We start from the raw sequence: 22,764 nt of genomic DNA on the forward strand, positions 1-22,764 counted from the left end.
ATTTATTATATTTGTTAAACAATATGAAAAAAGATATAAAAGTTATTGGATCTGGATTTTCCTCATTGGCGGGTGCTTGTTATTTGGCGAAAGCCGGACATCAAGTTACGGTATATGAGAAAAACACAACAATAGGAGGAAGAGCCAGACAATTAAAAAAGGAAGGCTTTACATTTGATATTGGTCCAACTTGGTACTGGATGCCTGATGTTTTCGAACGTTTCTTTGCTGATTTTGGTAAAAAACCTTCGGATTATTATGAGTTGAAAAAGCTTTCACCTGCCTATCAAGTTTATTTTGGAATTGATGAATTTGTTCTGATTTCAGATAATTTAGAAGAAATAAAAGCCACGTTTGAAACCATCGAAGAAGGAAGTGGAAAAGTCTTGCAGGATTTTATGGACGAAGCCAGAAGCAATTATGACATTGCCATAAAAGACTTGGTTTATCGTCCTGGAGTTTCGCCATTAGAATTGATTACGGTGGAAACAGCCATGAAAGTAGGGCAGTTTTTTGGGAATATTTCAAAAAACGTCCGCAAGAAATTCAAAAATCAGAAGCTGGTTCAAATTTTGGAATTTCCGGTTTTATTCTTAGGTGCAAAACCATCTGAAACGCCATCGTTTTACAGCTTTATGAATTATGCTGATTTTGGTTTGGGCACTTGGCATCCGAAAAACGGTATGTATTCCGTAATTGAAGCCATTGAAAAATTGGCTGTAGAATTGGGAGTTACAATAAAAACGGATAGCAATATTTCAAAAATCTTAGTTAAAGATAAAGAAGCTTATGGCTTGATTGTAAATGAGGAATTTGTTGAAGCAGATGTTGTTTTAAGTGGTGCCGATTATCATCACACTGAAACATTATTGGATGAAACCAACAGAGCCTATTCGGAAAAATATTGGGAAAGCCGTGTGTTTGCACCTTCATCACTACTTTTTTACGTAGGTTTTGACAAGAAGATTAAAAACGTTGAGCATCATTCGTTGTTTTTTGATGTCGATTTTGATGTACACGCTTCTGATATTTACGACAATCCAAAATGGCCTGAAAATCCGCTTTTTTATGCGAGTTTTCCATCGAAAACGGATTTGAATTCTGCTCCTGAAGGAAAAGAATCGGCTATTTTCTTGATACCGTTAGCGCCTGGAATTGAAGATACGGAAGCATTAAGGGACCAATATTTTGAAAAAATCGTAACTAGATTAGAGCGATTGACACAGCAAAATTTAAAAGAAAATATTATATTTAAGGAATCATTCTGTAAAAATGATTTTGTAGAACAATACAATTCATACAAAGGAAATGCCTACGGAATGGCCAACACGCTGTTGCAAACAGCATTTTTACGCCCCAAATTAAAGAGTAAAAAAGTCAAGCATTTATATTTTACAGGACAATTGACCGTTCCAGGACCTGGAGTTCCGCCAGCGTTGATTTCGGGAAAATTGGTTGCTGAATTAATCGAGAAACATTTATAATTTATGAAGTCTATTTTCGACAAAGTTTCATTTGATTGCAGTAGGAACGTCACAAAATCCTACAGTACTTCCTTTTCTACTGCGGTAAAAATGCTTGCCCCAAGTATCCGTCAGGATATTTATAATATTTATGGGTTTGTGCGTTTTGCAGATGAAATTGTGGATAGTTTTCATGATTATGACAAGGCCAATTTATTGCAATTATTTGAAGACAACCTTCATTTGGCCTTGAAAGATAAAATCAGTTTGAATCCGATTTTGAACTCATTTCAGCATACAGTCACCAAATACAATATTCCAAAGGAGTTGATCGATGCTTTTATGCAAAGCATGAAACTCGATTTGGTGAAGAACGAATATACAACGAAACAGGAATACAACGAATATATTTATGGTTCGGCTGATGTGGTTGGACTGATGTGTTTGAAGGTTTTTGTAAAAGGAAATGATGAGAAATATGAAGAATTGAAACATTCTGCAATGCGATTGGGTTCGGCTTTCCAGAAAGTCAATTTCTTGAGGGATTTAAAAGCTGATTTCGAAGATTTAAACCGTACGTATTTTCCAGATACCGATTTGAACAAACTCGACGAAATTTCAAAACAAAAAATTGTAGATGAAATTGAAGCTGATTTCAAGGAAGCGTATCAAGGGATATTGCATCTGCCACTTGAGGCTAAATTTGGTGTTTATACAGCTTATGTATATTACAAAAAATTGCTTTCGAAGTTGAAGAAAACACCTTCGGCAGAAATTAAAAACACACGAATACGCGTTTCCGATTATCAAAAGTTGGGATTGTTCGCGAAATGTTATGTTACCTATCGATTGAATATTTTATAAAAATAAACTTATGTGGATTCATATTTTAGTCTTTTTTCTGACGTTTTGCTTTATGGAATTTATGGCTTGGTTCAGTCATAAGTTTATTATGCACGGTTTTTTATGGTCGTTGCATGCGGATCATCACAAGAAGGACCATGATTCTTGGTTTGAACGTAATGATGCCTTTTTTATCATTTATGCGGTTATCAGTATTGGATTTTTCCTGCTTTGGCAATATGATATTCTTGAAATTGGTCTTGCGATTGGGTTGGGAATCTTTGCTTATGGTTTGGCTTATTTTTTAGTGCACGATATCTTTATACATCAACGCTTCAAGCTTTTTAGAAATGCTAATAATCGGTATGCAAAAGCCGTTAGAAGAGCTCATAAAATGCACCACAAGCATATTGGAAAAGAAGAGGGAGAATGTTTCGGGATGCTTTTGGTTCCGTTTAAATATTTCAAGAAATAGTTTTATTCTTGCCTTCTAATCCAGATGGCGAAGCTAACCCCGACATGAGCGGAAACCCCGGACTTTTCAAGGCTATTTTTTCTTGGCGTTGCAGAGCGACCAGCGGAAGCTCCTGCAACGCCTTAGAAAAAAAGCTTTGAAAAGGAGGAGTTGTAGCGGTTGGCGGGATTGGTTTCAAAAAAAAACGTCCAGATAAATTACCTGAACGTTTTCCTCAAATTAACATTAACCTAAAATCTATTTTTGTTGCATCATCATTTCTTGGAGTGGTTTCAGCTGGTCCAAATCGATGTTGGATTGTTGCATTACTGAAAGCATGTTCATGATGTGCGTCGGGTTCATTTTATCGCCGATGATTCGGACTACGGCAAAGCCGGCTTCCTTGCTTTTGGCATAGACTACAAACTCTTCGATATTTTCTTCTTCTCCAACAAAACTAACCGTTACACCATTTTTTCCAGAACCGAAAGACATTAGCTTTTGGTATTTTTCGTTTTTTAGAATATCGGTTACTTTGGTTCTTTCGACATCGTATTGTGCAACGTTTGATGAATCCAATTTAAAGGCTAAGATGTTCATCTTGTCGAACGATTTCAATGCTTCAGATTGTTCTGGGGTAAGCTTTGTTTTTTCAATATTTAATATATCTGGCGAAATATCAACAGCAATGAAATCCTTGTTTTCGGTGTTCTCTACGAAATATTTCTGTAGTGATGGTTCAGAATTGCAGCTTGCTAGAAACAAGCTGCAAATGATGGCTATCAGATGTATCTTTTTCATTACTTGGCACCTTTAGATCCCTTGCTTAAAGCACTCCCTCCAGGTAAATTCATCTTGTCGGTCAGGACAGAAAGATCGTTCAAATCGAAATCTCCAGTTAAGGACATCAGGACAGTATCGTTTCCTTTTCCTGAACCTTCAATGAACATCAAGAGTTCTTTTACTTGGCTTTCTTTTGCTCCAGATTTGATTAATATTCTAATATTTTGCCCTCCATCTTTCACTCGCATAAGTTCTTCCAAACCTGCTGTTTTTAGATATTTTTCGGCAGTGACTTTCATATCGGCAGCATATTTTGAATTGGAAGTTGTAAACACTTTAAGGTTGTTCAACTTTTTAGTCAGGCTCAAGAATTGCTGTGCTTCCTTGTCTTTCGAGTCCATCTTTACGTTACCCATCATTTGAAACATCTTTTTGGTAACTGTGACAACGGTAATTTCATCTGGACCTTCAAACTTATCAAAAACCGATTGCTGTGCGAAAAACAGTGATGGCATTAGGGCGAATACGGTGGCAATTATAAACTTTTTCATCTTATTTTTATTTTTATGTTTTTTATTATTTATCTAAAGCAGCTAAATCAAAATCTCCAGTAAGCGATAGCAATACGGTTTGGTCGCCTTTTTTATCTCCTCCTTCGATGAACATCAGGAACTCAGAAACTTTTGAAGAGTCATCGTTAGATTTTACATAGATATTGATGTTGTTTCCGTCTTGTTTGACGGTCATCAATGGTTCAAGATTTTGTTTTTTTCTGTATGCATCAAAGGTTTGTTTCATATCTCCAGAAATCTTGTTGCTGGAAGTGGAATACATCTTGAAGTTTTTAACATTCTTTAATTGGCTTACATATTTCTCTGTTTTTGCATCCATCTTGAATGATAATTGGTCCAGCAAATCAAATGATTTTTTGTTGATGACTACCATCGTTACATCATCCATATCGCTGTACTTGTCAAATGCTGATTGTGCGAAAAATAAAGATGGCAATAAAACTAATACGGTTGTGATTATGAATTTTCTCATGATTTCTAAAATTTAATTGTTGATTTTGATTGATTTAATTGAATACTTTGCTTTTGGCAGTTTCGTATTCCTGAATGTATTGAACACTTTCCATCCCAACGTTTACATTCTGAGACAATAACGACAAGGCTTTCTGGGTTTCTCTAAAGGCAACTTCTGGATCATCATAGGTTCCTAATTCCTGATTTTGCGTGTTGTCATAATTAAAGTAAGTAAACGTTCCGGCGCCAAGCAAAACAGTTACTGATGCTGCAATGGATAACCACGTTGTTGTTCTTTTTTTAGCTCGAGGTGTCGAGATTAAGGGAACCACTTGCGTGAACTCTTGCTGTTTTGCGGCAGAGAAATAACCAAATAACGGTTTGTACTGCTCCAAATGCTGCGCAACATTTGAGGATGAAAAGTACTCTTTCAATCGAGTCTCTTCGGCAATACTTGTTTCTCCTTCGAAGTATTTTTCTAATAGTATTTCTAATTTATCCAATTCCATAGCTGTGTGTTTTTAACATAAATTCTCTTATCGTTTTCCTGGCTCTGGAGAGTGCAACCCTCACCGCCGTTTCATTCATTTCTAAAATCTTAGCAATATCTTCAAATTCATATTGCTCTATGTCCCGCATCTGAACAATCAATTTTTGCTGTTCTGGCAGTTGGTCGATTATCTTTTCAACCCAACTCAAACTGTCAACATCTTCAATCTTCTGCTGCAACCCTGCTTCCCTATCGGTAAAATTATTGTGAACTATTTTGAGATTGCTTGCCCGTTTTGATTTTAACTGATCCAGACAATAATTCTTTGTCATGGTCATCGCAAGAGCCTCTACACTATTATAGTCGCTCAGACTTTCTTTCTTATTCCACAATTTTACCAGAACTTCTTGGGTTGCATCCTCTGCCTCTTCAGTACTCACCAGCAACCGCCGGGCAATCCTAAAGATTTTATCCTTGAAAGGAGCGATTAGATTAACAAATTCGTTTTGATGCATCCGATTATTTTTTGATGATCTGCCAGTTTCCCAGCAATTGATTGATGATTATATAAGCTAGACGAGGCTCAATCTTTTTTGTTACAAAAGAATTGAAAATAAAACTAAAGTAATTAAATTTACGTTTGTAAAATAAAAACTCCCCTATGAAAAATTCTTATAAAGCCTTGATATTATTTATTGTAGTTGCATTTTCATTCCAGAGTTGTGACGACAAGGATGATAGTCTTGGCGTAGCCACCGAAGTAGAAATTGACGACTTTATCTGGAAAGGACTTAATCTTTATTATTTATGGCAGGAAGATGTTCCGGATTTGGCCGACGATCGATTTGCAAATCAATCAGAGTTAAATGATTTTTTGGCAGCAAGTCAAGGACCTGAAACATTATTTCAAAACTTACTCTACAAACCTGTTAGTCAGTTTCCAGTACCGCAAGCCGTGGATCGTTTTAGCGTTTTAGTAGATGATTATACCTATTTGGAAAATCTTTTTCAAGGAGTTAGCACACATAATGGTGTAGAGTTTGGATTACGATATAAAGAAGGTAGCACGACCTATATCTATGGTTGGGTCAAATACATTATTCCTGGATCGGATGCTGCAAACAAGGAAATTCAACGCGGAGATATTTTTTATGCCGTAAACGGAACTCCTCTAACAGTGAATAATTACCAAGGCTTGTTAAACTCTCAAAGTTATACTTTGAATCTTGCCGAGTATGATGAAGGTGCAATTACTCCTAACGGACAATCTGTATCATTAACTAAAACAGAACTTACCGAAAATCCAGTTCTCCTATCTGATGTTATAGAAACGGGCAGTCATAAGGTTGCCTATTTGATGTATAATGGTTTTACAGCCAACTTTGATCAACAGCTTAATGCCGCGTTTGGAACATTCTTGGCAGAAGGCGCTACTGACTTGGTTTTGGATTTGCGATATAACGGTGGAGGATCTGTTCAAACGGCTACTTATTTGGCCAGTATGATTACTGGACAATTCACCGGACAGCTTTTCGCAAAACAGCAATGGAACAGCAAAGTGGAGGCAGCAATTGATGCGTCAAGGTTTATAAACAATTTTACAAATACAATGGCAAGCGGAGGAATTAACAGCATGAATCTATCAAGAGTTTACATTTTAACGGCTCCGGGAACTGCTTCTGCAAGCGAATTAATTATCAATGGATTGAAGTCTTACATCAATGTAATTCAGATTGGAGATATAACTACTGGAAAAAATGTTGGTTCAATTACATTGTATGATTCACCTGATTTTTCAAGAGATAATCGCAGTAGAAGACATAAATATGCTATGCAACCTTTGGTTTTTAAAACTATTAATAAGGATGGTTTTGGAGAGTATCAAGATGGTTTGCCACCGACTATTCTTTTAAAGGAAGATATCGGAAATTTGAGCCAGCTAGGGAATCCTGCAGAACCACTTTTGAGCACTGCCATTGGATTGATAACCAATAATGCCAGAATGTTAAAATCCAGTCCACAGAAAGCAACCAAGGACTTTAAAGATTCAAAATCGATGAAGCATTTCGTAACAGATATGTATGTTGAAATTCCAGAAGGCTTTTCAGATGTTTTGAAAAGATTTTAAATATTGAATCTATTTCAGGAATTAAAGCAGTTGGGTTCTTTTAAAACAAAAACTAAATGAAGTTTATAAGTGAATTGAAATAACGAATTTGACAAATAATACCAAATAAAAAAGAAGTCTTACGACTTCTTTTTTATTGAATTTAGAATCTCTTTGTACCAAGGCTCTTTTATTACTTCTACACCATAGCCGTAGCCATAACCATATCCGTAACCATAGCCTTTTTTAGTATCGGTATCATTTAACAGAATCGACATATTAGGTAATTTCTTTTCTCTATACAATGTTTCTGGTATTCTAAGCATTCTCTTATCTAGGAAATTTGCTCTTACCACATAGATGAAGGCATCGGCATGCTTTGCAATAAGCAATGTATCTGTAACTAGACTAACAGGAGCCGTATCTACAACAATATAATCAAACTGTTTTTTTAAAGTTTCAAACATTTCTTCCACTCTAGATCCCATCAATAACTCAGCAGGGTTTGGTGGTATCAGACCAGCTGGTAAAACATAAAAGTGCTCATATCCATCTTGCTTGATTAAGTAATCATTCAAATCAACATCTTTGGATGACAAATAGGTTGTTACCCCTCTATTAGGCAAATTCATATATTCGTCCAGTTTTGGATTTCTAATGTCTAAACCAATTAAAAGCACTTTTTTTCCAGAAAGTGCAAAAGTTCCGGCAAGGTTAACCGAAATAAAAGTTTTCCCTTCCTTTGGAAAGGTTGAAGTCATGAATATCGTTTTTGCAATACCATCGGGAACCTGATTTACAATAAAATCAAGATTGGTTCTGATAATTCTCATTGCTTCGGCTGAACTGGATCGGCTATCAGCTTTTATCAATTCTTCATGAGATTCAGATCGAGGTACATCTCCTATAAAAGGGACATGCACTTTACCTTCTATATCTCCTCTATTTTTGATTTTTGTATCCAATAAATCATAAAGGTAAATAATTCCAAAAGGAACAAATAATCCTAAAATTAAGGCTACAATATAAATAATACTTGATCTCGGAGAAACTGGAATTGGATTAGCATATGCATCATCAATAACTTTAGAATTAGGAGCTGTAACATTTAATGCTATTGCATTTTCTTCACGTTTTTGCAATAAATACAAATACAAAGCTTCTTTTACCTGTTGTTTCCTTCCTATTTCTCTAGCTTCTCTTTCTTGTCTAGGAATTTCGCCTATTTTTCCGCCAAGTACTCCACCTTGTCTTCGCAGATCATTTTGTGAAATGTTTAATGATGTTCTCAGGTTCTTAAGACTTTCTGTTATACTTTGTCTTAAACCACTCAATTGTTGCTCTAAATTGACTACTTTCGGATTTTCTGAGGTAGCTCCTTTGGAAATTCTTTTCTTATCTAATACTAATTGATTATATTCTTGAATCAATCCCGAAGTATTACCTCCATCTGGGACTATATTTACCGGTATCAAATCCTCATTGGTGCTATTACCAATTAGGTTCAAAACATCCTCAACAACTTTTAACTTTATTGCAGTATCAATAGCATTTTTTTCATATTCACTTGAGCTCTTAAGAAACAATTCAGCTTCCGATACAATATCTGTAACTCTATTAATTTTTTTAAATTTTTCAATATCGCTTTCAACAGTGTCCAATTCTACAACAATACTTTCAAGCCTTTTATTGATAAATGTCTCTGTGTTTTTTGCAACAAGATTTTTGTCGTTTATTGCATCTTCGTTGTATTTGTCAATAAGCTTGTTTAGAAAATCAACACCAATTTCTTTTACTGGATCTACTATTGACAGCGTTAATACGCTAGTCATCTTATTCACAGGAGTAACTTGGAGCTTTTTTCTATAGCGATTTGTTACTTTTTCTAGGGATGAAAGCCTAACAGTTGTAAAGTTTCTATTTGGTTTAACATTTTCATTTTTATAAAGCACCACCATGCTTCCAAGTGTAGTGTTTATTGTTTTCCCAAAACCAAACTCTCCAATCTTATTCTTTTCATTATCTAACAGATTGAATTTTAAGGATGATAGTGTCTCAATTACAAATGTTGTATCCTTGTCGTAAAATTCTTCTGATTTATCAAAAAAACTTATCCTTACGGGTGATTGTTTATATGCTTCAGTTGTTTTTAACCTTCCATCTCTAAAATAAGAGATATTAAGTTCCAAATCCTTTACTGTATTTTCTACTAAAGTTCTAGATTTCAATATTTCAATCTCGTTGTCTACATTGCTTTTTCCGCCTCCTAAAATACCTAAATCAGAAAAACTTTCAGAAAGCTCTCCTAAGCCTCCTTTTTTATCATCTTTTATTAATATTGTTGCGTTAACACTATACTCTGGAGTTGCATATCGTAAATAGAGAAATGCACCAACCAAAAATATAAATACACTTAAAACAAACCATTTTAAGTGTATGATGTATTTTTCTAATTGTTCTTTAATGCTGAAAGAATTATCTTCAGTACTTTCTATTATGGGAAGATTATTGTTTTGCATATTAACGTACAAGTAAAGCTACAACAGTTATTAAAAGAGATAGTGAAGATATAATTACCGAAATATTTGGTCCTACAACAGATGAATTAACTCTTGTTTTGTTAGGTTCTACAACTATTAAATCGTTTTGAGATAAATAATAAAAAGGAGAATTGATAAAATCTGATTTGGTCATATCTACGAAATTAGAAGTTCTTACACCATCAACTTCTCTAATTATTAAAACATTATCTCTTTTTCCATAAATTGTCATATCTCCAGCCATGCTTATAGCTTCAGGTAGCGTAACTCTTTCTGTTAATATATTAAACACTCCTGGCCTAACAACTTCTCCTTGAACAGTTACTTTATAATTAAGAATTCTTAGATTTACAATTGGTTCTTGAATATATTTTTTCAACGAAGTTTTAATGCTTAGTAATGCCGCTTCACGGGTAAGCCCTCCTAATTTAATGTTTCCTACAATGGGAAATTGGATATATCCATTACTATCTATCAAATAGGTTTGATATCTAACTTGTCCACCTGAATTTTCAACATTTGACAATCCAGATCCTGTATTTCCAGCTAAACTGACAGTGCTTAGATTAAAAGGAGCTGCAGCTTCTGGATCTGGTGCAGATATAAAGATCATCAATAAATCATCTGGCTTTAGCAAAGGTTCATACGTTTTGTTTTCTGAACTTGAAAGATTTTTAATATCCTGATAATATACGATTTTTTCCCTTGATGCACAAGATGTAAGTAGCATTGTGAGAATTGCGATAGCAAAAAATCTTTTTTTCATAACTGGTAATTTTATATCGTAAAAATTTTGAAGTTGCAAATATACATTATTAACATTTAATTTCTTATTTATCTAAGGTTACAAAATCAGAATTCATACTTATAAATTCTGGAACTATAACCTTCATCTTAGAAACAATGTCTGTACTGGAATACGTTTTTGCAGTATCAATTAAATCGTCGATGCTTTCAAATAAATTTTCAAAATCATCATGTTGTTCCTGAGCAATCATAATTTTCTCGTGATGTGTAGGCAAGGTCTTAGATGAATCATTCAATAATTCCTCATATAATTTTTCACCTGGTCTTAGTCCTACAATCTTAATTTTGATATCTTTTTCGGGAGTAAATCCAGCAAGACGGATCATTTTATTGGCCAAATCTATAATTTTAACTGGCTTGCCCATATCAAATATATAAATTTCTCCTCCGTTACCCATGGCTCCAGCTTCCAATACTAATTGACAAGCTTCTGGAATTGTCATAAAGTATCGAATAATTTCGGGATGTGTAATGGTTATTGGACCTCCATTTGCAATTTGTTCAGTAAATAGGGGCACTACAGATCCATTTGAACCTAAAACATTTCCAAATCGAGTTGTAATAAATTTTGTCTTGCAAATTTTATGCTCTATATTTAACTTGTAATGAATAGATTGTACATATTTCTCGGCAATTCTTTTACTCGCCCCCATCACATTACTTGGATTCACAGCTTTATCTGTTGAAACCATTACAAAACTATCTACATTATATTTACAGGACAAATCTGTTAAATTTTTTGTTCCTTGAACATTTACAAATATTGCCTGTGAAGGATTTTCTTCCATTAAAGGGACGTGCTTGTAAGCCGCCGCATGGAATACCACTTCTGGCTTGAATTTTTTGAAAATCTCTTCCATTGCCTCTCGATTCCGTATATCTGAAATTACTGTACGGATTTTTACCTTTGTTTGAAGCAGTTTATTCATTTCCAAGCTAAGATGGTGCAATGGCGTTTCTGCTTGATCAAGCATGATCACTTTCTTAGGATTGAAACCAATAACTTGTCTAACTATCTCGCTTCCTATGGAACCTGCAGCACCTGTTATAAGGACTGTTTTGTTATAAAGCTGATCCGATATTGACTTGTTATCCAAAACAATTGGTTTTCGCTCCAATAAATCTTGAATTTGGAAATTCTTTACTTTTTTTGAAATTTCATTACGATCTTCCCAATCCGAGATAAGCGGTACAGTGTAAACTTTATAATTGAATTCTAGGCATTCATCTACGATTTGTAGTTTTTCATCTTTTGAAAGACTCTTATCTGCCATAATCAAAGCTTCAGCATCAACCGATCGCATGATTACGGGAATCCTTTTTCTTAAATTCAGAATTGGCAAGTCTAAGATTCTCTTAGAAGTATTTTGATTTTGCTTATCAACGAAACCGATGATCTTAAAACGCGATGGCTTTTCAGATTTTAAAGCATTAGCAACGGATATTGCATTTGCATCAGATCCATAAATTAATGCTCGCATTAAATCAGCTGATTTACTTTCTGAAAAATAGGTTTCAAAAGTTTGCTTAACAACTATCCTGTAAATAAACAAGCCTGAAAAGGAAAGTACAAAATTGATGAACAATCCCGTATTCATAAAAAGTTTTTTTCCGTTGAGGAAAAACCCCGAAAGGTTAATGATTACTAAAACAAGTAAAGAAAAAAACAAGGCTATAAATATCTTAACCGCATCAATGTAACCTGAATGGCGGATGATTCCAGAATAGGTTCTAAAAAGCCAAAAGAAGAATAGATTTAGAAATAAAAATGTAGGGATTATAATGTATAGAAAATCTTCATTTACATAATGAAGCCCCATACTATTGAGCATTTCCATTGTTAGAAATGCAGCAAAAATAACGATTGACATATCAATGGTTAAAATAACCCATCTAGGCAAATAGCTTAAATTTCTGACATTTCCAACAGAAGTAAATCTATTGAAAAGATCAGTAAATATGAAAAAAAAACTTGCTCTTTTATCAGACTGCATTGACTCGTTTTATTAATTATAACTTTATTTTTTGCAAAGGTACTTTAAAAAGAAACTCTGCATTATCTATTGTTACAGAAGCAAAGGTTTTAACTATGAAAGGTCTAAAAAAACTTATGAAAGGCTTCTTTTAATCGATCCCTATCTTCACTTGTCAAGTTTGAACCTGAAGGTAAGCATAAACCGTTTTCAAATAACTCTTCAGCTATGCGCTGTCCATAATAAGGACATTTTGCAAAGATGGGTTGCAAATGCATTGGTTTCCAAAGTGGTCGGCTTTCAATATTTAAAAATTCTAAATACAATCTAAAGTCTTCTCGTGTTTTATTTCCCTTTGTAATTGATGGATCAATAAGTACTGCACTCAACCAATGATTTGAAAAATAATCTGCACTTGGCTCTTTAAAAACCGTTATTCCGCGAATTTCAGAACAAATAGATACATAGAAATCGTGCATGCTTCGTCTTAATCCAACATGCTTATCCAATACTTCCATTTGTCCTCGCCCAATTCCAGCACAAATGTTACTCATCCTATAATTATATCCCACTTCGCTGTGCTGGTAGTGTGGCGCATTATCCCGAGCTTGGGTAGAAAGAAAAACAATTTTATCCTTTTGTTCCTTTGTTTTGGCTACTATTGCCCCACCACCAGATGTGGTAATTATTTTGTTTCCGTTGAAGGAAAGGATACCAATATCTCCAAAAGTGCCACATCTTTGTCCTTTGTATGAACTCCCCAAAGCCTCTGCACTATCTTCTAGGATTGGGATTTGGTATTTATCTGCAATAGTTCTAATTTCTTCAACTTTATAAGGCATTCCATAAAGGTGCACTGCAATTATTGCTTTCGGTTTTTTTCCTTTTGAAATTCTATCAACAATTGCCTCTTCTAATGCTAGAGGACACATGTTCCATGTTTCATTTTCACTATCAACAAAAACTGGAGTTGCTCCTTGGTACATAATAGGATTGGCTGAGGCTGAAAAAGTCATGGTTTGACAGATAACCTCGTCTTCTGCTTTTACATCTAAAGCTATAAGTCCCAAATGAATGGCTGCTGTTCCAGAACTCAATGCTCCTACGAATGATTCTTCTCCTAAATATTTTTCTAGGTCTTCTTCCAAACCATTAACATTTGGCCCCAATGGAGCTACCCAATTGGTATCGAATGCTTCGTTTACAAATTTTTGCTCTGAACCTCCCATGTGTGGAGAAGATAGCCATATTTTTGAATTGTTCATTTTATTCTAAATTTCTTTATTTAAGTATTTAATTATTTTTCCTGGGTTCCCTACAACAACGGCATAGTCAGGAACATCCTTAATCACTACTGTACCTGCTCCCACAATGGCCCATTTGCCGATTTTGATTCCTTGTATTATGGAAGCTCCAATTCCAATATGAGCACCTTCTCCAATTTCTACACCACCGGCTAGTGAAGCATTTGGAGAAATATGAACAAAATTGTTTATTTGGCAATCGTGTTCAATGACAGCTCCTGTATTAATAATGCAGTGACTCCCAATTTTAACTGATGCATTAATTATTGCTCCAGCCATCACTACAGTTCCTTCTTGAATCGTGGAATATCCGGAAACGATTGCTCTATTGTGGATGGTTTTGAAAAATTGTGTTTTTAGATTAGCTACAATTTTTTTTCTAATAGAATTATTTCCTATTGAAACTATCATCTTTTTGTTTCTCAAATCTGATAATTCATTAGAATGAATCACAGGAATACTCAGTAATTCATTTGTTTTTGGATTGTCATCTACAATAAAATCTACCGAAACATTATTTGATTCTAATATATCAATGATGACTTTGCAATGTCCACTGGCTCCAAATAAACAAATATCATTTTCCATTAAAAGGTTCAATTGTCGCTGCATCAACAGCATTAATACCCTCACTCTTAACCACTTTTTGTATAGTCTTGAATAAAATTTTCACATCAAGTAAAAATGAAATATTGTCAACATACCAAACATCAAGTTCAAATTTTTTGTCCCAGCTTATTGCATTCCTTCCATTAACTTGAGCCCACCCGGTAATTCCTGGCTTTACTTCATGTCTCCTATTCTGAAAATCACTGTATAGGGAGACATACTGTGTTAATAATGGTCTTGGACCTATTAAACTCATATCGCCTTTGATGACATTGATAAGCTGTGGAATTTCATCTAATGATGTTTTCCTGACAAATTTTCCAATTGGCGTTAATCTTTCGGCATCTGACAATAAATTTCCATCACTGTCTTTTTTATCGTTCATGGTTTTGAACTTTATAATCTTGAAAATAACTGTGTTTTTCCCAGGTCTTGGTTGAATAAAAAATGGTTTTCCTTGATTGGCAAAATACAATCCAATTAAAACTATCAAAAAAACTGGTAGGATAATTATAAATCCTGAGAGCGATAAAATAAAATCGAACAACCTTTTAAAAATATTTTTATACATTTAAATATGATTTACTGTATTGATTTTTCTAAATTTTTATATTCTTTTAAAATTGCTTCCCAAATAACTTTTTGCTCATAATTTTCTATAATTCTTTTACGGGAGTTGAATTGTAAATGCTTCATTAAATCCTGATCATCCAATATTCTACGCATTGCTTTTTCGAGCTTTTCGGTGTTTTTTACTGGTACTATCAAGCCGTTATTATTCTCAATAATGATTTCATTACAACCATTAATATTGCTAACAATACATGGCAGTCCCATTGCTCCAGCTTGCAACACAACATTTGGAAATCCTTCCCTATAACTTGGAAAAGTTAAGACATCTGCTATCCCGAAATAGGGACGGACATCATTTTGATATCCTACAGTTAGGATTGATTCATTTTCCTGAATGCTTTTTTCTGTTTCTTTTGATAAAGGATCCAGATCTGATTCTAGTGGTCCTACTAGGAGAAGCTTTGTTTTACTGTTTTCTTTATTGACATTCTCAAATGCTCTGACTAATTCTGTTATTCCTTTGTCTGAAACTAATCTACCTACAAATATAAAAACATAGTCATCCTCTTGAATATTCAAGGATTGCCTCAAGTTCAACCTTTGTTCGCTTCCGATTAAATCTGGACTAAAAAAAGCGGTATCGATACCGTTTGAACTTCCATTTGCAAGAACTTTTAACTTTTTTGAATCACAATATTTATTATCTAGAATAATTTTTTCCAGACCGAATGAATTTGGATAAACGCCTGTTGCACAGGAATAAGTTAATTTCTCCACAAGATCCAAGACCTTTCTTTTACTTCCTTTTGCTTCCAATAATGGTAACCCAGCAACAGTGTGTAGCCTGTTTGGCACTCCGGCCATTTTGGCGGCAAGCATTCCGACAATTCCTGCTTTTGGCGTATGTGTATGAACAATAAAAGGCTTTTCTTTCTTCAAATATTTGAATAATTCCCAAACTGCTTTTGTATCCTGAAATGGTGTTATTTTACGAGTCATTTCAACTGGAAAAACTGCAACGCCTTCTTTCTCGCTTATTTTTTTTAATGCCTCACTATCAGAAGATATCGCAATAACATTATAAAAAGAACTCATGAACTTGAGTTGACCTGAAAGCAATTTATCAAGCGATAAAGGAACGGTTGTGATTCTGATTAGCTTTTTCATTTGTCTATTAAAAGCTTAATATTATTTTTTACAAGACGGTATTTTCCACTTTTCTCTACGGGTATATCATTGACATGGATTATATTGAAATCCATGGAATTCCCAATCCTATCCCTCCAATTTTGAGTAAGCTTATTTTCTATTTCCTTGTTATATGTCAGGCCATCAGTCACCAACAGTAATTCAATCTTATTGAGTTCATTCTGTACAACCTGGAACTTCAATATTCCTTTAGTATCCTTTAACGTATTGGAAATATTCCCTAAATTTATTTTACCGTTTTCAGGTGAGTATATGTAATCATCTACCCTTCCTTGAATTTCTTTAACCAGCGGATTATTATTTCCACAATTGCATGTTTTACTGCTGTCCTCCAATGTGATACTATCGCCTATATCGTATCGAATCAAAGGGGTCCCCTTTGTTGTAAAAGACGTTACAATTAAACGTCCAGATTGTGCCGGCTCATTGTTATTGTCTAGAACCTCAAACACACCGCTTTGAAGTTCCATGTGTAGATTCCCATTTGAACATTCAAAAATAAATGGAGCTCCTTCAGAGGAGGCGTATTGATCGTACATTTTAGTTTTAAAGAAAGATTCGATGTGGCTCCTCATTTCGGGGTTGACAGTTTCTGCTGTAGGAAAAATGGCTTTGGTAACTCCTTCAGGATAATCATAACCATTTCTTAGGCCATATCTTGCAATCTCCAAAATAGTGGAAGGAAATCCAACCAAATACTCCGGTTGGTACTTAATTAAGTCATCCACATAATATTTCAAGTAATCTTCTTTGATATGGAAAGTAGAATAATACCTGACTTTATAGAGGTTATCAGTTTTCCAAAATCTTTTTTTCTTAATATCCTTTGTGGTCAGGAGATTTTTTCCAGAAAACCATGCCGTAGTCTTCCCTAATTTATAACCAAACCTATTTCGAAAATCGTCAAGCATTGCAAAACGTTCTTGCATATCTTCCGTGGTAAAGACAACCTCTAATGATTTTCCTGTTGTCCCTCCTGTTTTTGATACTATGCCCTTGGTTTTAGGAATGGTAAATACTTCATATATATCTTTTCGCAAATCCTCCTTTGTAATTATAGGCAAGGCAGATATGTTGTCAAGTGTTACTAGATTGTGATTCTTATAAAAATTAGAATTCAATTTTGCATGCCGTAGACACTCTTCGAATTTTTTTTCCTGTATCTGTTTTAATTCTACAAGACCCAATGTCCTATTTGCGCTGAACTTCTTCACATACGAATTATATGCTCCTCCATACCTGCTCCTGTAGGCAAGATAATTGAATATTGAGATTAACATTCCCTGCAAAGTATCTGGCAACGCTCTATATAATACTTCTTTCATATTAATTGACAACTTTTTCAATTATTTGTTCCCATTTTGACAAAATACTATCCAGCTCATAATTCTCAAGTATGAAGTTCAATCCATTCCTGCCAAGTGTTTCCCGGGCTTCGCTGGATAGGGATAATATATCAATAACCTTACTTGCCAAATCATTTTCATCCTGCAATTTAAATAAAAGACCTGCATTAGATTCTTCAATAACAAAATCATTACCCGGTATGTTACTGGCAATTACTGGCAATTTTCTACTCATTGCTTCCAATAAAGCATTTGGTGTTCCTTCCAGAAAAGAAGACAGAATCAATAGGTCGGATTGGTCAAGGTATTGCTTGGTATTCTGTGTAAAGCCTACGATTTCAACTTCATCATCAATATCCAACTCCCTTAACATTTCACCGGGCCAAGTCTGATTGTCTAAGTTCCCCAATACCTTGAGATTGACACTGTATCCTTTATCCTTTAAAATCCTTATGGCCTTAAACAGTGTCTTATAATCTTTAGATGGCCTGAAATGGGCTATCGATATAAGATTTACAGTTCTTGAAAAATTATAATTTACTTTTTCAATATTCCTATCTATTTCAATACCGTTATTGATGGTGATTGATTTTGAAGGAACTGTCAATTTGTTATGTATAAACGCTTCAAAGGAATATTTAGAATTAAAGGTACTGTAATCATCCCATTTATATGTAAATTTATAAAGGAATCTATAAAGCTTCGACATTACATTGGCCCTAACTGATGTGATTATTGGTATTTTGGTCGTAACCTTTATTATCCGACCGACTATATTTGCGCTAAACATAAAGCAGATCAACAAACTCGGCTTTTGTTCTTTTAAATAGGAAATCAGTTTTATAAAAGTAAGGGCTGATTTGATATTAAAAACCTTCAGTTCTATATCATTCTCTTTTAGCTGATCAACGAAGTCATTTCCTTCAATAAATGTTATTATTTTAACCTCATTTTTTTTTGATAAGTGGATTGCAATCTTGGTTAATTGATTCTCTGCTCCACCTTTTCTCAAAGAGGGCGACAAGAAGAATATTTTTTTATTTTTAATTGGATGGTTCATTGCTTTCCGTAAAAATTTTGTTTTTATTTTTTCTGTAATAAATTCCACAAAGAACCAAAAAAATGGTCATTGGGAAAATAAATATTTTTGACATAACGATTAATTCGGTTCTTACAAAACTCAAGAAGAACATGATGCACATTAAATCAATTACTTCATTAAGATAAAAAAACTTGCCCTTCAGATAGGAATAAATTGTCTTCGTAGCAATTGCCAAGAAAACGGGTCCGAAATACCAAAAATTTATCATTGATTCCAAAATCATTGAATAGGCTAAACCATAACTATCTCCAACATAATGCTTTGAAACAACTTTAGACATGGACTCAACCTGATCGCCTCCAAAAAATAAATTAATCTGATCCGTGAAAGCAGTTACATAGGTAAAATTATAATCGTAATAAAGAAGAGGATAAGTATCAAAATAATCATATAGCAATGCGAATGAGGCTGATGGGTCCATTCTTGCCAAGCTTATGGGGTGCGCCTCTACATAAAGCATAAAATCAGTAAAATTGTAATCAACCAATAAAATTTGGTAGAATGCCTTGTAGTAAAATATTACATAAACTGTAACTATTGAGATGGGTATAAAATATTTAAAGTTGATCTTATCTTTAAATTTAATCAAAAGGGTAAGTATAATAAAGATGATGGGCTCGCGCTCGTATGTAAATACTGAGTATAATAAGAATAAAAATGAGAAAAGAAACAGTTTAGTCGTTTGTATTTTCTTTACACAAAAAATTAAAAATGCCCAATAATAAGATATCAAAAAAAGAATTGTCGTTGAAATTATATTACTAACCGCTTTAATTTCCATCCTTGTCAAGGTAATGTTTCGCATGATATAAAACAGCATGACCACACTAGCGGTACCCAGCAAAAAATTATGGATTCTGGAAGAGGGATGTGAAAAATGCTGTCTTTCAAATTCTTTTTTGGTATTGGCAAATAGAAAATAGAAAGTCACTAAAAAAAGTGTGTAAACAAAAACCACATTAATGAATGAGGAGTTTTGTCTATCGATCACAATAAACTCATTATAATACTGTACATCCAATAGAATATACATATCGATAATTATCGAACTGCAGTAAAAAAAAACTATTAAGTAAATAAAAAAAATAGCATTTTTTAATCCAAATCTAATATAGAGCTTAATCAGCAGTAAACTTTGTATCAATAGAAACAGTATTGCCATTTTATTTCTTTATAAATGAATCATCATTTTTACTCAATAAGAATTTTTTCTTTTCCTTATACGACAACTTTTTAGTTCCTAAATTAAATTTTAAATTTTTCTCTAAATATTCTCCTGGAATTCCTATTTTTTTTGCTGGATTCCCTCCATATATACTATCGGATGGTATTGATTTTGTAACTACACTGCCTGCACCAATTATGACATTATCACCAATTTTAACTCCTGGCATGATTAAAGAATTATTTCCTATATAGACATTGTTGCCAATTAATATCTTACCGAAGGTATCAAAATCAGGGTAGTCGTTCCTAAATAACCATCCGCCTCCATGGTTGAAGAATTTGACATCATTTGTTATCTGAACGTTGTTTCCTATGGTGATCAAATATGGTTCGGAACCAAATTTTTTAGTTGCTATTGCACACCCACTTCCTATCTTTACTCCGATAGAACGGGCATATCTTTCTGATGACCAAAATGTCCTTTTATAAACGTCAAATATTTTATTGATTTTATTTACCATCCTTATTGCCTTTTAATGTTTTTTTTAGATCATCCAAACAAATAATTTTAGACTTGAAAATTATCAATGTATAGAATAATACTATAAAAATCATTTCCAAGCTTAATATTAAATAATTCATCCCCAATACATTATTAATCATGTATACAGAAAAATACAACAGACATATTAAAACTAAGATAATAAAAATTACTTTTAATTCTCTGGGATCAATTCCATTTAAAATTTTACTTGAAAAGTAGTAATTCATTATAAGGCTAATAAATGAAGTTATCACATATCCTACAATTAAATATTCAATGCTATTATAATAAATACCTATAAAAATAGTAACGGACTGAATAATTTTTTTAATGATCTCTAATATTAATATCCTTTTTGTCTCATTAAAAATTTTAAAAATATTTCGATTTAAAATTTCGATTAAGTAAAAGAATGATGCAACTGCCAATAATTGTAAAAAAAAAGCAGATTCAATCCATTTTTCCCCATAAATCAAACCAATTAATTCGCTTGAAAAACTCAATACCAACAAAGTACTAAGCCCTATTAATACTGTAGAATACACCGTTATTTCTAAATATTTTTTTTTAAACAAATTAATATCACCTTGATAGCGAGATAACTGCGAATAAAAAACATTCAAAATTACGTTTTTATACAATGTATCAGGTACGTCTTGAAGCTTTTTTGCTTGATAATAAATTCCAACTAAATTTAGTGAAAAATATTTTCCTAAAATTAACTGATAACTATTTTCAAAAGCTGTATTGATAACAGAGGCTAAAGTTGTATTCAAGCCAAAAGCATACATTTCCTTAAAGCTGTTTTTACTAAATTTAAAATGAAATGCATTTTCGACTTTAAAAAACAATATTATTGTAAAAAAAAGTGATGAAAGCACCTGCAAAGCAATAAGTGACCATATCCCAAAGCCTTTATAGGCAAGATATATGGATAAAATTGTAGCAAGAAACAATGAAATGAATTTATATATAGATCTTTCTTTAAAACGCATTTCTTTAACCAGTCTTGCATTTTGGGTTATTTGAAACGAGTTGAATATTAAAACAAGACCTATAATGTATATCATCAAGGATAAAGAAGGGGAGTTATAAAAAATAGAAATACTATCTGCTGAAAGTCCTAATATAATATATAGTAAAACACTAATTACAAGGTTGAAAATAAATATGGTGGAATAATCATCTTTATCAACATCGTGTTTTCTTATTAACGCTCCACTAAATCCGCTTTCAACTAAAACATTAGAAATCAGAACAAAAAACATTAAGATTCCTAATTGTCCAAAATCATCCGGACTTAATAATCTAGCTAAGATTATGTTGCCCAATAGACCAAGGAACATATAGCCAAATTGGCCAAAGAAAGCCCAAAATGTATTCTTTAAAAATGCGGATTTCACGTAAATTTATTTTTTATTAAAATAATCCATATACCATTCAACAAATTTCTTCACTCCTAAGGATATGTCCGTATTTGATGAATACTGAAAATTTTCTTGTAATAAAGCTACATCCGCCCATGTTTTCTCTACATCGCCTGGCTGCATCGGTAGGAATTCTTTTTCTGCCACCCTACCAGTACTTTTCTCTATCTCGGTTATAAAATCCAGAAGCTTTACCGGTTTGCTATTTCCTATGTTGTAGATAGAATATAAGCTACTTGCTTTTTTAGATTTCTCGATTGTTGCCACAACACCATCAACAATATCATCAATATAGGTAAAGTCTCTCGAGAGTTCGCCATTATTGAATACTTTAATTGATTTATTGTTCAGTATTGCATCCGTAAAGAGAAACATTGCCATATCGGGCCTTCCCCAAGGTCCATAGACGGTAAAAAATCTCAATCCAATTGTCTCAATATTAAATAAATGACTATACGTATGGGCCATCAGCTCGTTGCTTTTCTTAGTTGCCGCATATAAACTGATTGGATGATCCACGTTATCATCTGTAGAAAAGGGAACTTTTTCATTCAGCCCATAAACACTGGAACTGCTTGCATAAACCAGTTTGGAAACTTTAAAATTCCTGCAGCATTCTAAGACGTTCATAAAACCCAATATGTTGCTGTCTATGTAGGTGAAAGGTTTTTCTAAACTATATCGGACTCCCGCTTGGGCCGCTAAATTACAGACTACGTCAAAATTATGATTATCAAAAAGTTCGGGTAACCGGACCTTATCTTCCAAATTTATTTTTATGAACTGGAACTTTTCATTATGGATATGACTTCTTATAAGAACCGAATCCGTAATGTTTCCAATTCCTAATTGCTTCAACCTATCTTTTTTAAGTTGGACCTCGTAATAATCATTCAGATTATCGAGTCCTATCACATAATGACCCAACGAAAGTAATTTTTCGCACAAATGGTATCCTATGAATCCTGCCGCTCCAGTAACTAATATCTTCATAATTT

At 33.5% G+C, this 22,764-nt stretch carries 22 protein-coding genes; 4 read left to right on the plus strand and 18 right to left on the minus strand.

The genetic code is table 11. The features are described from left to right. Positions 1–23 precede the first annotated feature (23 nt). The 3 genes from ACI6PS_RS11040 to ACI6PS_RS11050 are packed head-to-tail and all read left to right on the plus strand — an operon-like array spanning position 24 to position 2,781. Positions 24–1,484 carry a phytoene desaturase family protein gene (locus ACI6PS_RS11040; protein ID WP_421012625.1) on the plus strand — a complete coding sequence of 487 codons (1,461 nt, stop codon included), beginning with the start codon at positions 24–26 and terminating at the stop codon, positions 1,482–1,484. A gap of 3 nt (positions 1,485–1,487) precedes the next feature. Continuing rightward, a complete protein-coding gene (locus ACI6PS_RS11045; RefSeq protein ID WP_421012626.1) occupies positions 1,488–2,327 on the plus strand; it encodes a phytoene/squalene synthase family protein in 840 nt (279 codons plus the stop codon). A gap of 10 nt (positions 2,328–2,337) precedes the next feature. Beyond that, a complete protein-coding gene (locus ACI6PS_RS11050; protein ID WP_421012627.1) occupies positions 2,338–2,781 on the plus strand; it encodes a beta-carotene hydroxylase in 444 nt (147 codons plus the stop codon). 237 nt (positions 2,782–3,018) lie between these two features. Here ACI6PS_RS11050 and ACI6PS_RS11055 read toward each other — a convergent pair whose 3' ends face one another. From ACI6PS_RS11055 to ACI6PS_RS11075, 5 genes are read right to left on the minus strand one after another with little or no spacing between them, the layout of a single operon-like run. Continuing rightward, on the minus strand, positions 3,019–3,561 hold the full coding sequence (locus tag ACI6PS_RS11055) for a DUF4252 domain-containing protein (RefSeq protein ID WP_421012628.1): 543 nt from the start codon (positions 3,559–3,561) through the stop codon (positions 3,019–3,021). Next, positions 3,561–4,094: a DUF4252 domain-containing protein gene (locus ACI6PS_RS11060; protein ID WP_421012629.1), complete on the minus strand. Its 534-nt coding sequence runs from the start codon at positions 4,092–4,094 to the stop codon at positions 3,561–3,563. Before ACI6PS_RS11060 ends, ACI6PS_RS11055 begins: the two co-directional genes overlap by 1 nt. A 25-nt stretch (positions 4,095–4,119) precedes the next feature. After that, entirely contained in the window at positions 4,120–4,587 is a 468-nt protein-coding gene (locus ACI6PS_RS11065; protein WP_421012630.1) for a DUF4252 domain-containing protein, read from the minus strand. 34 nt (positions 4,588–4,621) lie between these two features. Further along, on the minus strand, positions 4,622–5,077 hold the full coding sequence (locus tag ACI6PS_RS11070) for a hypothetical protein (RefSeq protein WP_421012631.1): 456 nt from the start codon (positions 5,075–5,077) through the stop codon (positions 4,622–4,624). Continuing rightward, positions 5,064–5,573, minus strand: coding sequence for an RNA polymerase sigma factor (locus ACI6PS_RS11075; protein WP_421012632.1), 510 nt, complete (start codon positions 5,571–5,573; stop codon positions 5,064–5,066). Before ACI6PS_RS11075 ends, ACI6PS_RS11070 begins: the two co-directional genes overlap by 14 nt. Before the next feature lie 146 nt (positions 5,574–5,719). On the opposite strand from ACI6PS_RS11075, the gene ACI6PS_RS11080 reads away from it, so the two are divergent. Next, complete coding sequence (locus ACI6PS_RS11080; RefSeq protein ID WP_421012633.1) at positions 5,720–7,186, plus strand: S41 family peptidase; 1,467 nt, start codon at positions 5,720–5,722, stop codon at positions 7,184–7,186. 119 nt (positions 7,187–7,305) lie between these two features. On the opposite strand, the gene ACI6PS_RS11085 is transcribed toward ACI6PS_RS11080, so the two are convergent. The 13 genes from ACI6PS_RS11085 to ACI6PS_RS11145 all read right to left on the minus strand — a co-directional run bounded on the left by ACI6PS_RS11085 (position 7,306) and on the right by ACI6PS_RS11145 (position 22,759). Continuing rightward, positions 7,306–9,684 (minus strand): GumC family protein, encoded by a 2,379-nt coding sequence (locus ACI6PS_RS11085; RefSeq protein WP_421012634.1) that lies wholly within the window; start codon positions 9,682–9,684, stop codon positions 7,306–7,308. A 1-nt stretch (position 9,685) separates the two neighbouring features. Further along, a complete protein-coding gene (locus ACI6PS_RS11090) occupies positions 9,686–10,471 on the minus strand; it encodes a polysaccharide biosynthesis/export family protein (protein WP_421012635.1) in 786 nt (261 codons plus the stop codon). Between the two features lie 64 nt (positions 10,472–10,535). Then, positions 10,536–12,383 (minus strand): polysaccharide biosynthesis protein, encoded by a 1,848-nt coding sequence (locus ACI6PS_RS11095; protein WP_421012636.1) that lies wholly within the window; start codon positions 12,381–12,383, stop codon positions 10,536–10,538. Between the two features lie 227 nt (positions 12,384–12,610). Continuing rightward, positions 12,611–13,750 (minus strand): DegT/DnrJ/EryC1/StrS family aminotransferase, encoded by a 1,140-nt coding sequence (locus ACI6PS_RS11100; RefSeq protein ID WP_421012637.1) that lies wholly within the window; start codon positions 13,748–13,750, stop codon positions 12,611–12,613. 6 nt (positions 13,751–13,756) lie between these two features. After that, complete coding sequence (locus ACI6PS_RS11105; protein WP_421012638.1) at positions 13,757–14,377, minus strand: acetyltransferase; 621 nt, start codon at positions 14,375–14,377, stop codon at positions 13,757–13,759. Beyond that, entirely contained in the window at positions 14,367–14,969 is a 603-nt protein-coding gene (locus ACI6PS_RS11110) for a sugar transferase (protein WP_421012639.1), read from the minus strand. Before ACI6PS_RS11110 ends, ACI6PS_RS11105 begins: the two co-directional genes overlap by 11 nt. Before the next feature lie 11 nt (positions 14,970–14,980). After that, positions 14,981–16,138, minus strand: a complete 1,158-nt coding sequence (locus ACI6PS_RS11115; protein ID WP_421012640.1) for a glycosyltransferase family 4 protein — start codon at positions 16,136–16,138, stop codon at positions 14,981–14,983. Next, the gene (locus ACI6PS_RS11120) at positions 16,135–17,505 is read right to left on the minus strand and encodes a phenylacetate--CoA ligase family protein (RefSeq protein ID WP_421012641.1); all 1,371 of its coding nucleotides are present in this window, start codon (positions 17,503–17,505) and stop codon (positions 16,135–16,137) included. The genes ACI6PS_RS11115 and ACI6PS_RS11120 overlap by 4 nt, the downstream gene beginning before the upstream one ends. 1 nt (position 17,506) lies before the next feature. Then, positions 17,507–18,586, minus strand: coding sequence for a glycosyltransferase (locus ACI6PS_RS11125; RefSeq protein ID WP_421012642.1), 1,080 nt, complete (start codon positions 18,584–18,586; stop codon positions 17,507–17,509). Continuing rightward, positions 18,570–19,217: a hypothetical protein gene (locus ACI6PS_RS11130; RefSeq protein ID WP_421012643.1), complete on the minus strand. Its 648-nt coding sequence runs from the start codon at positions 19,215–19,217 to the stop codon at positions 18,570–18,572. Before ACI6PS_RS11130 ends, ACI6PS_RS11125 begins: the two co-directional genes overlap by 17 nt. A 574-nt stretch (positions 19,218–19,791) precedes the next feature. Further along, positions 19,792–20,316 (minus strand): acyltransferase, encoded by a 525-nt coding sequence (locus tag ACI6PS_RS11135; RefSeq protein ID WP_421012644.1) that lies wholly within the window; start codon positions 20,314–20,316, stop codon positions 19,792–19,794. Then, positions 20,306–21,742: a lipopolysaccharide biosynthesis protein gene (locus ACI6PS_RS11140; protein ID WP_421012645.1), complete on the minus strand. Its 1,437-nt coding sequence runs from the start codon at positions 21,740–21,742 to the stop codon at positions 20,306–20,308. The genes ACI6PS_RS11135 and ACI6PS_RS11140 overlap by 11 nt, the downstream gene beginning before the upstream one ends. A gap of 6 nt (positions 21,743–21,748) precedes the next feature. Then, the gene (locus ACI6PS_RS11145) at positions 21,749–22,759 is read right to left on the minus strand and encodes an NAD-dependent epimerase (protein ID WP_421012646.1); all 1,011 of its coding nucleotides are present in this window, start codon (positions 22,757–22,759) and stop codon (positions 21,749–21,751) included. Positions 22,760–22,764: the final 5 nt, after the last annotated feature.

This window comes from Flavobacterium sp. PLA-1-15 (genome assembly GCF_049060005.1).
Taxonomy (GTDB): domain Bacteria; phylum Bacteroidota; class Bacteroidia; order Flavobacteriales; family Flavobacteriaceae; genus Flavobacterium.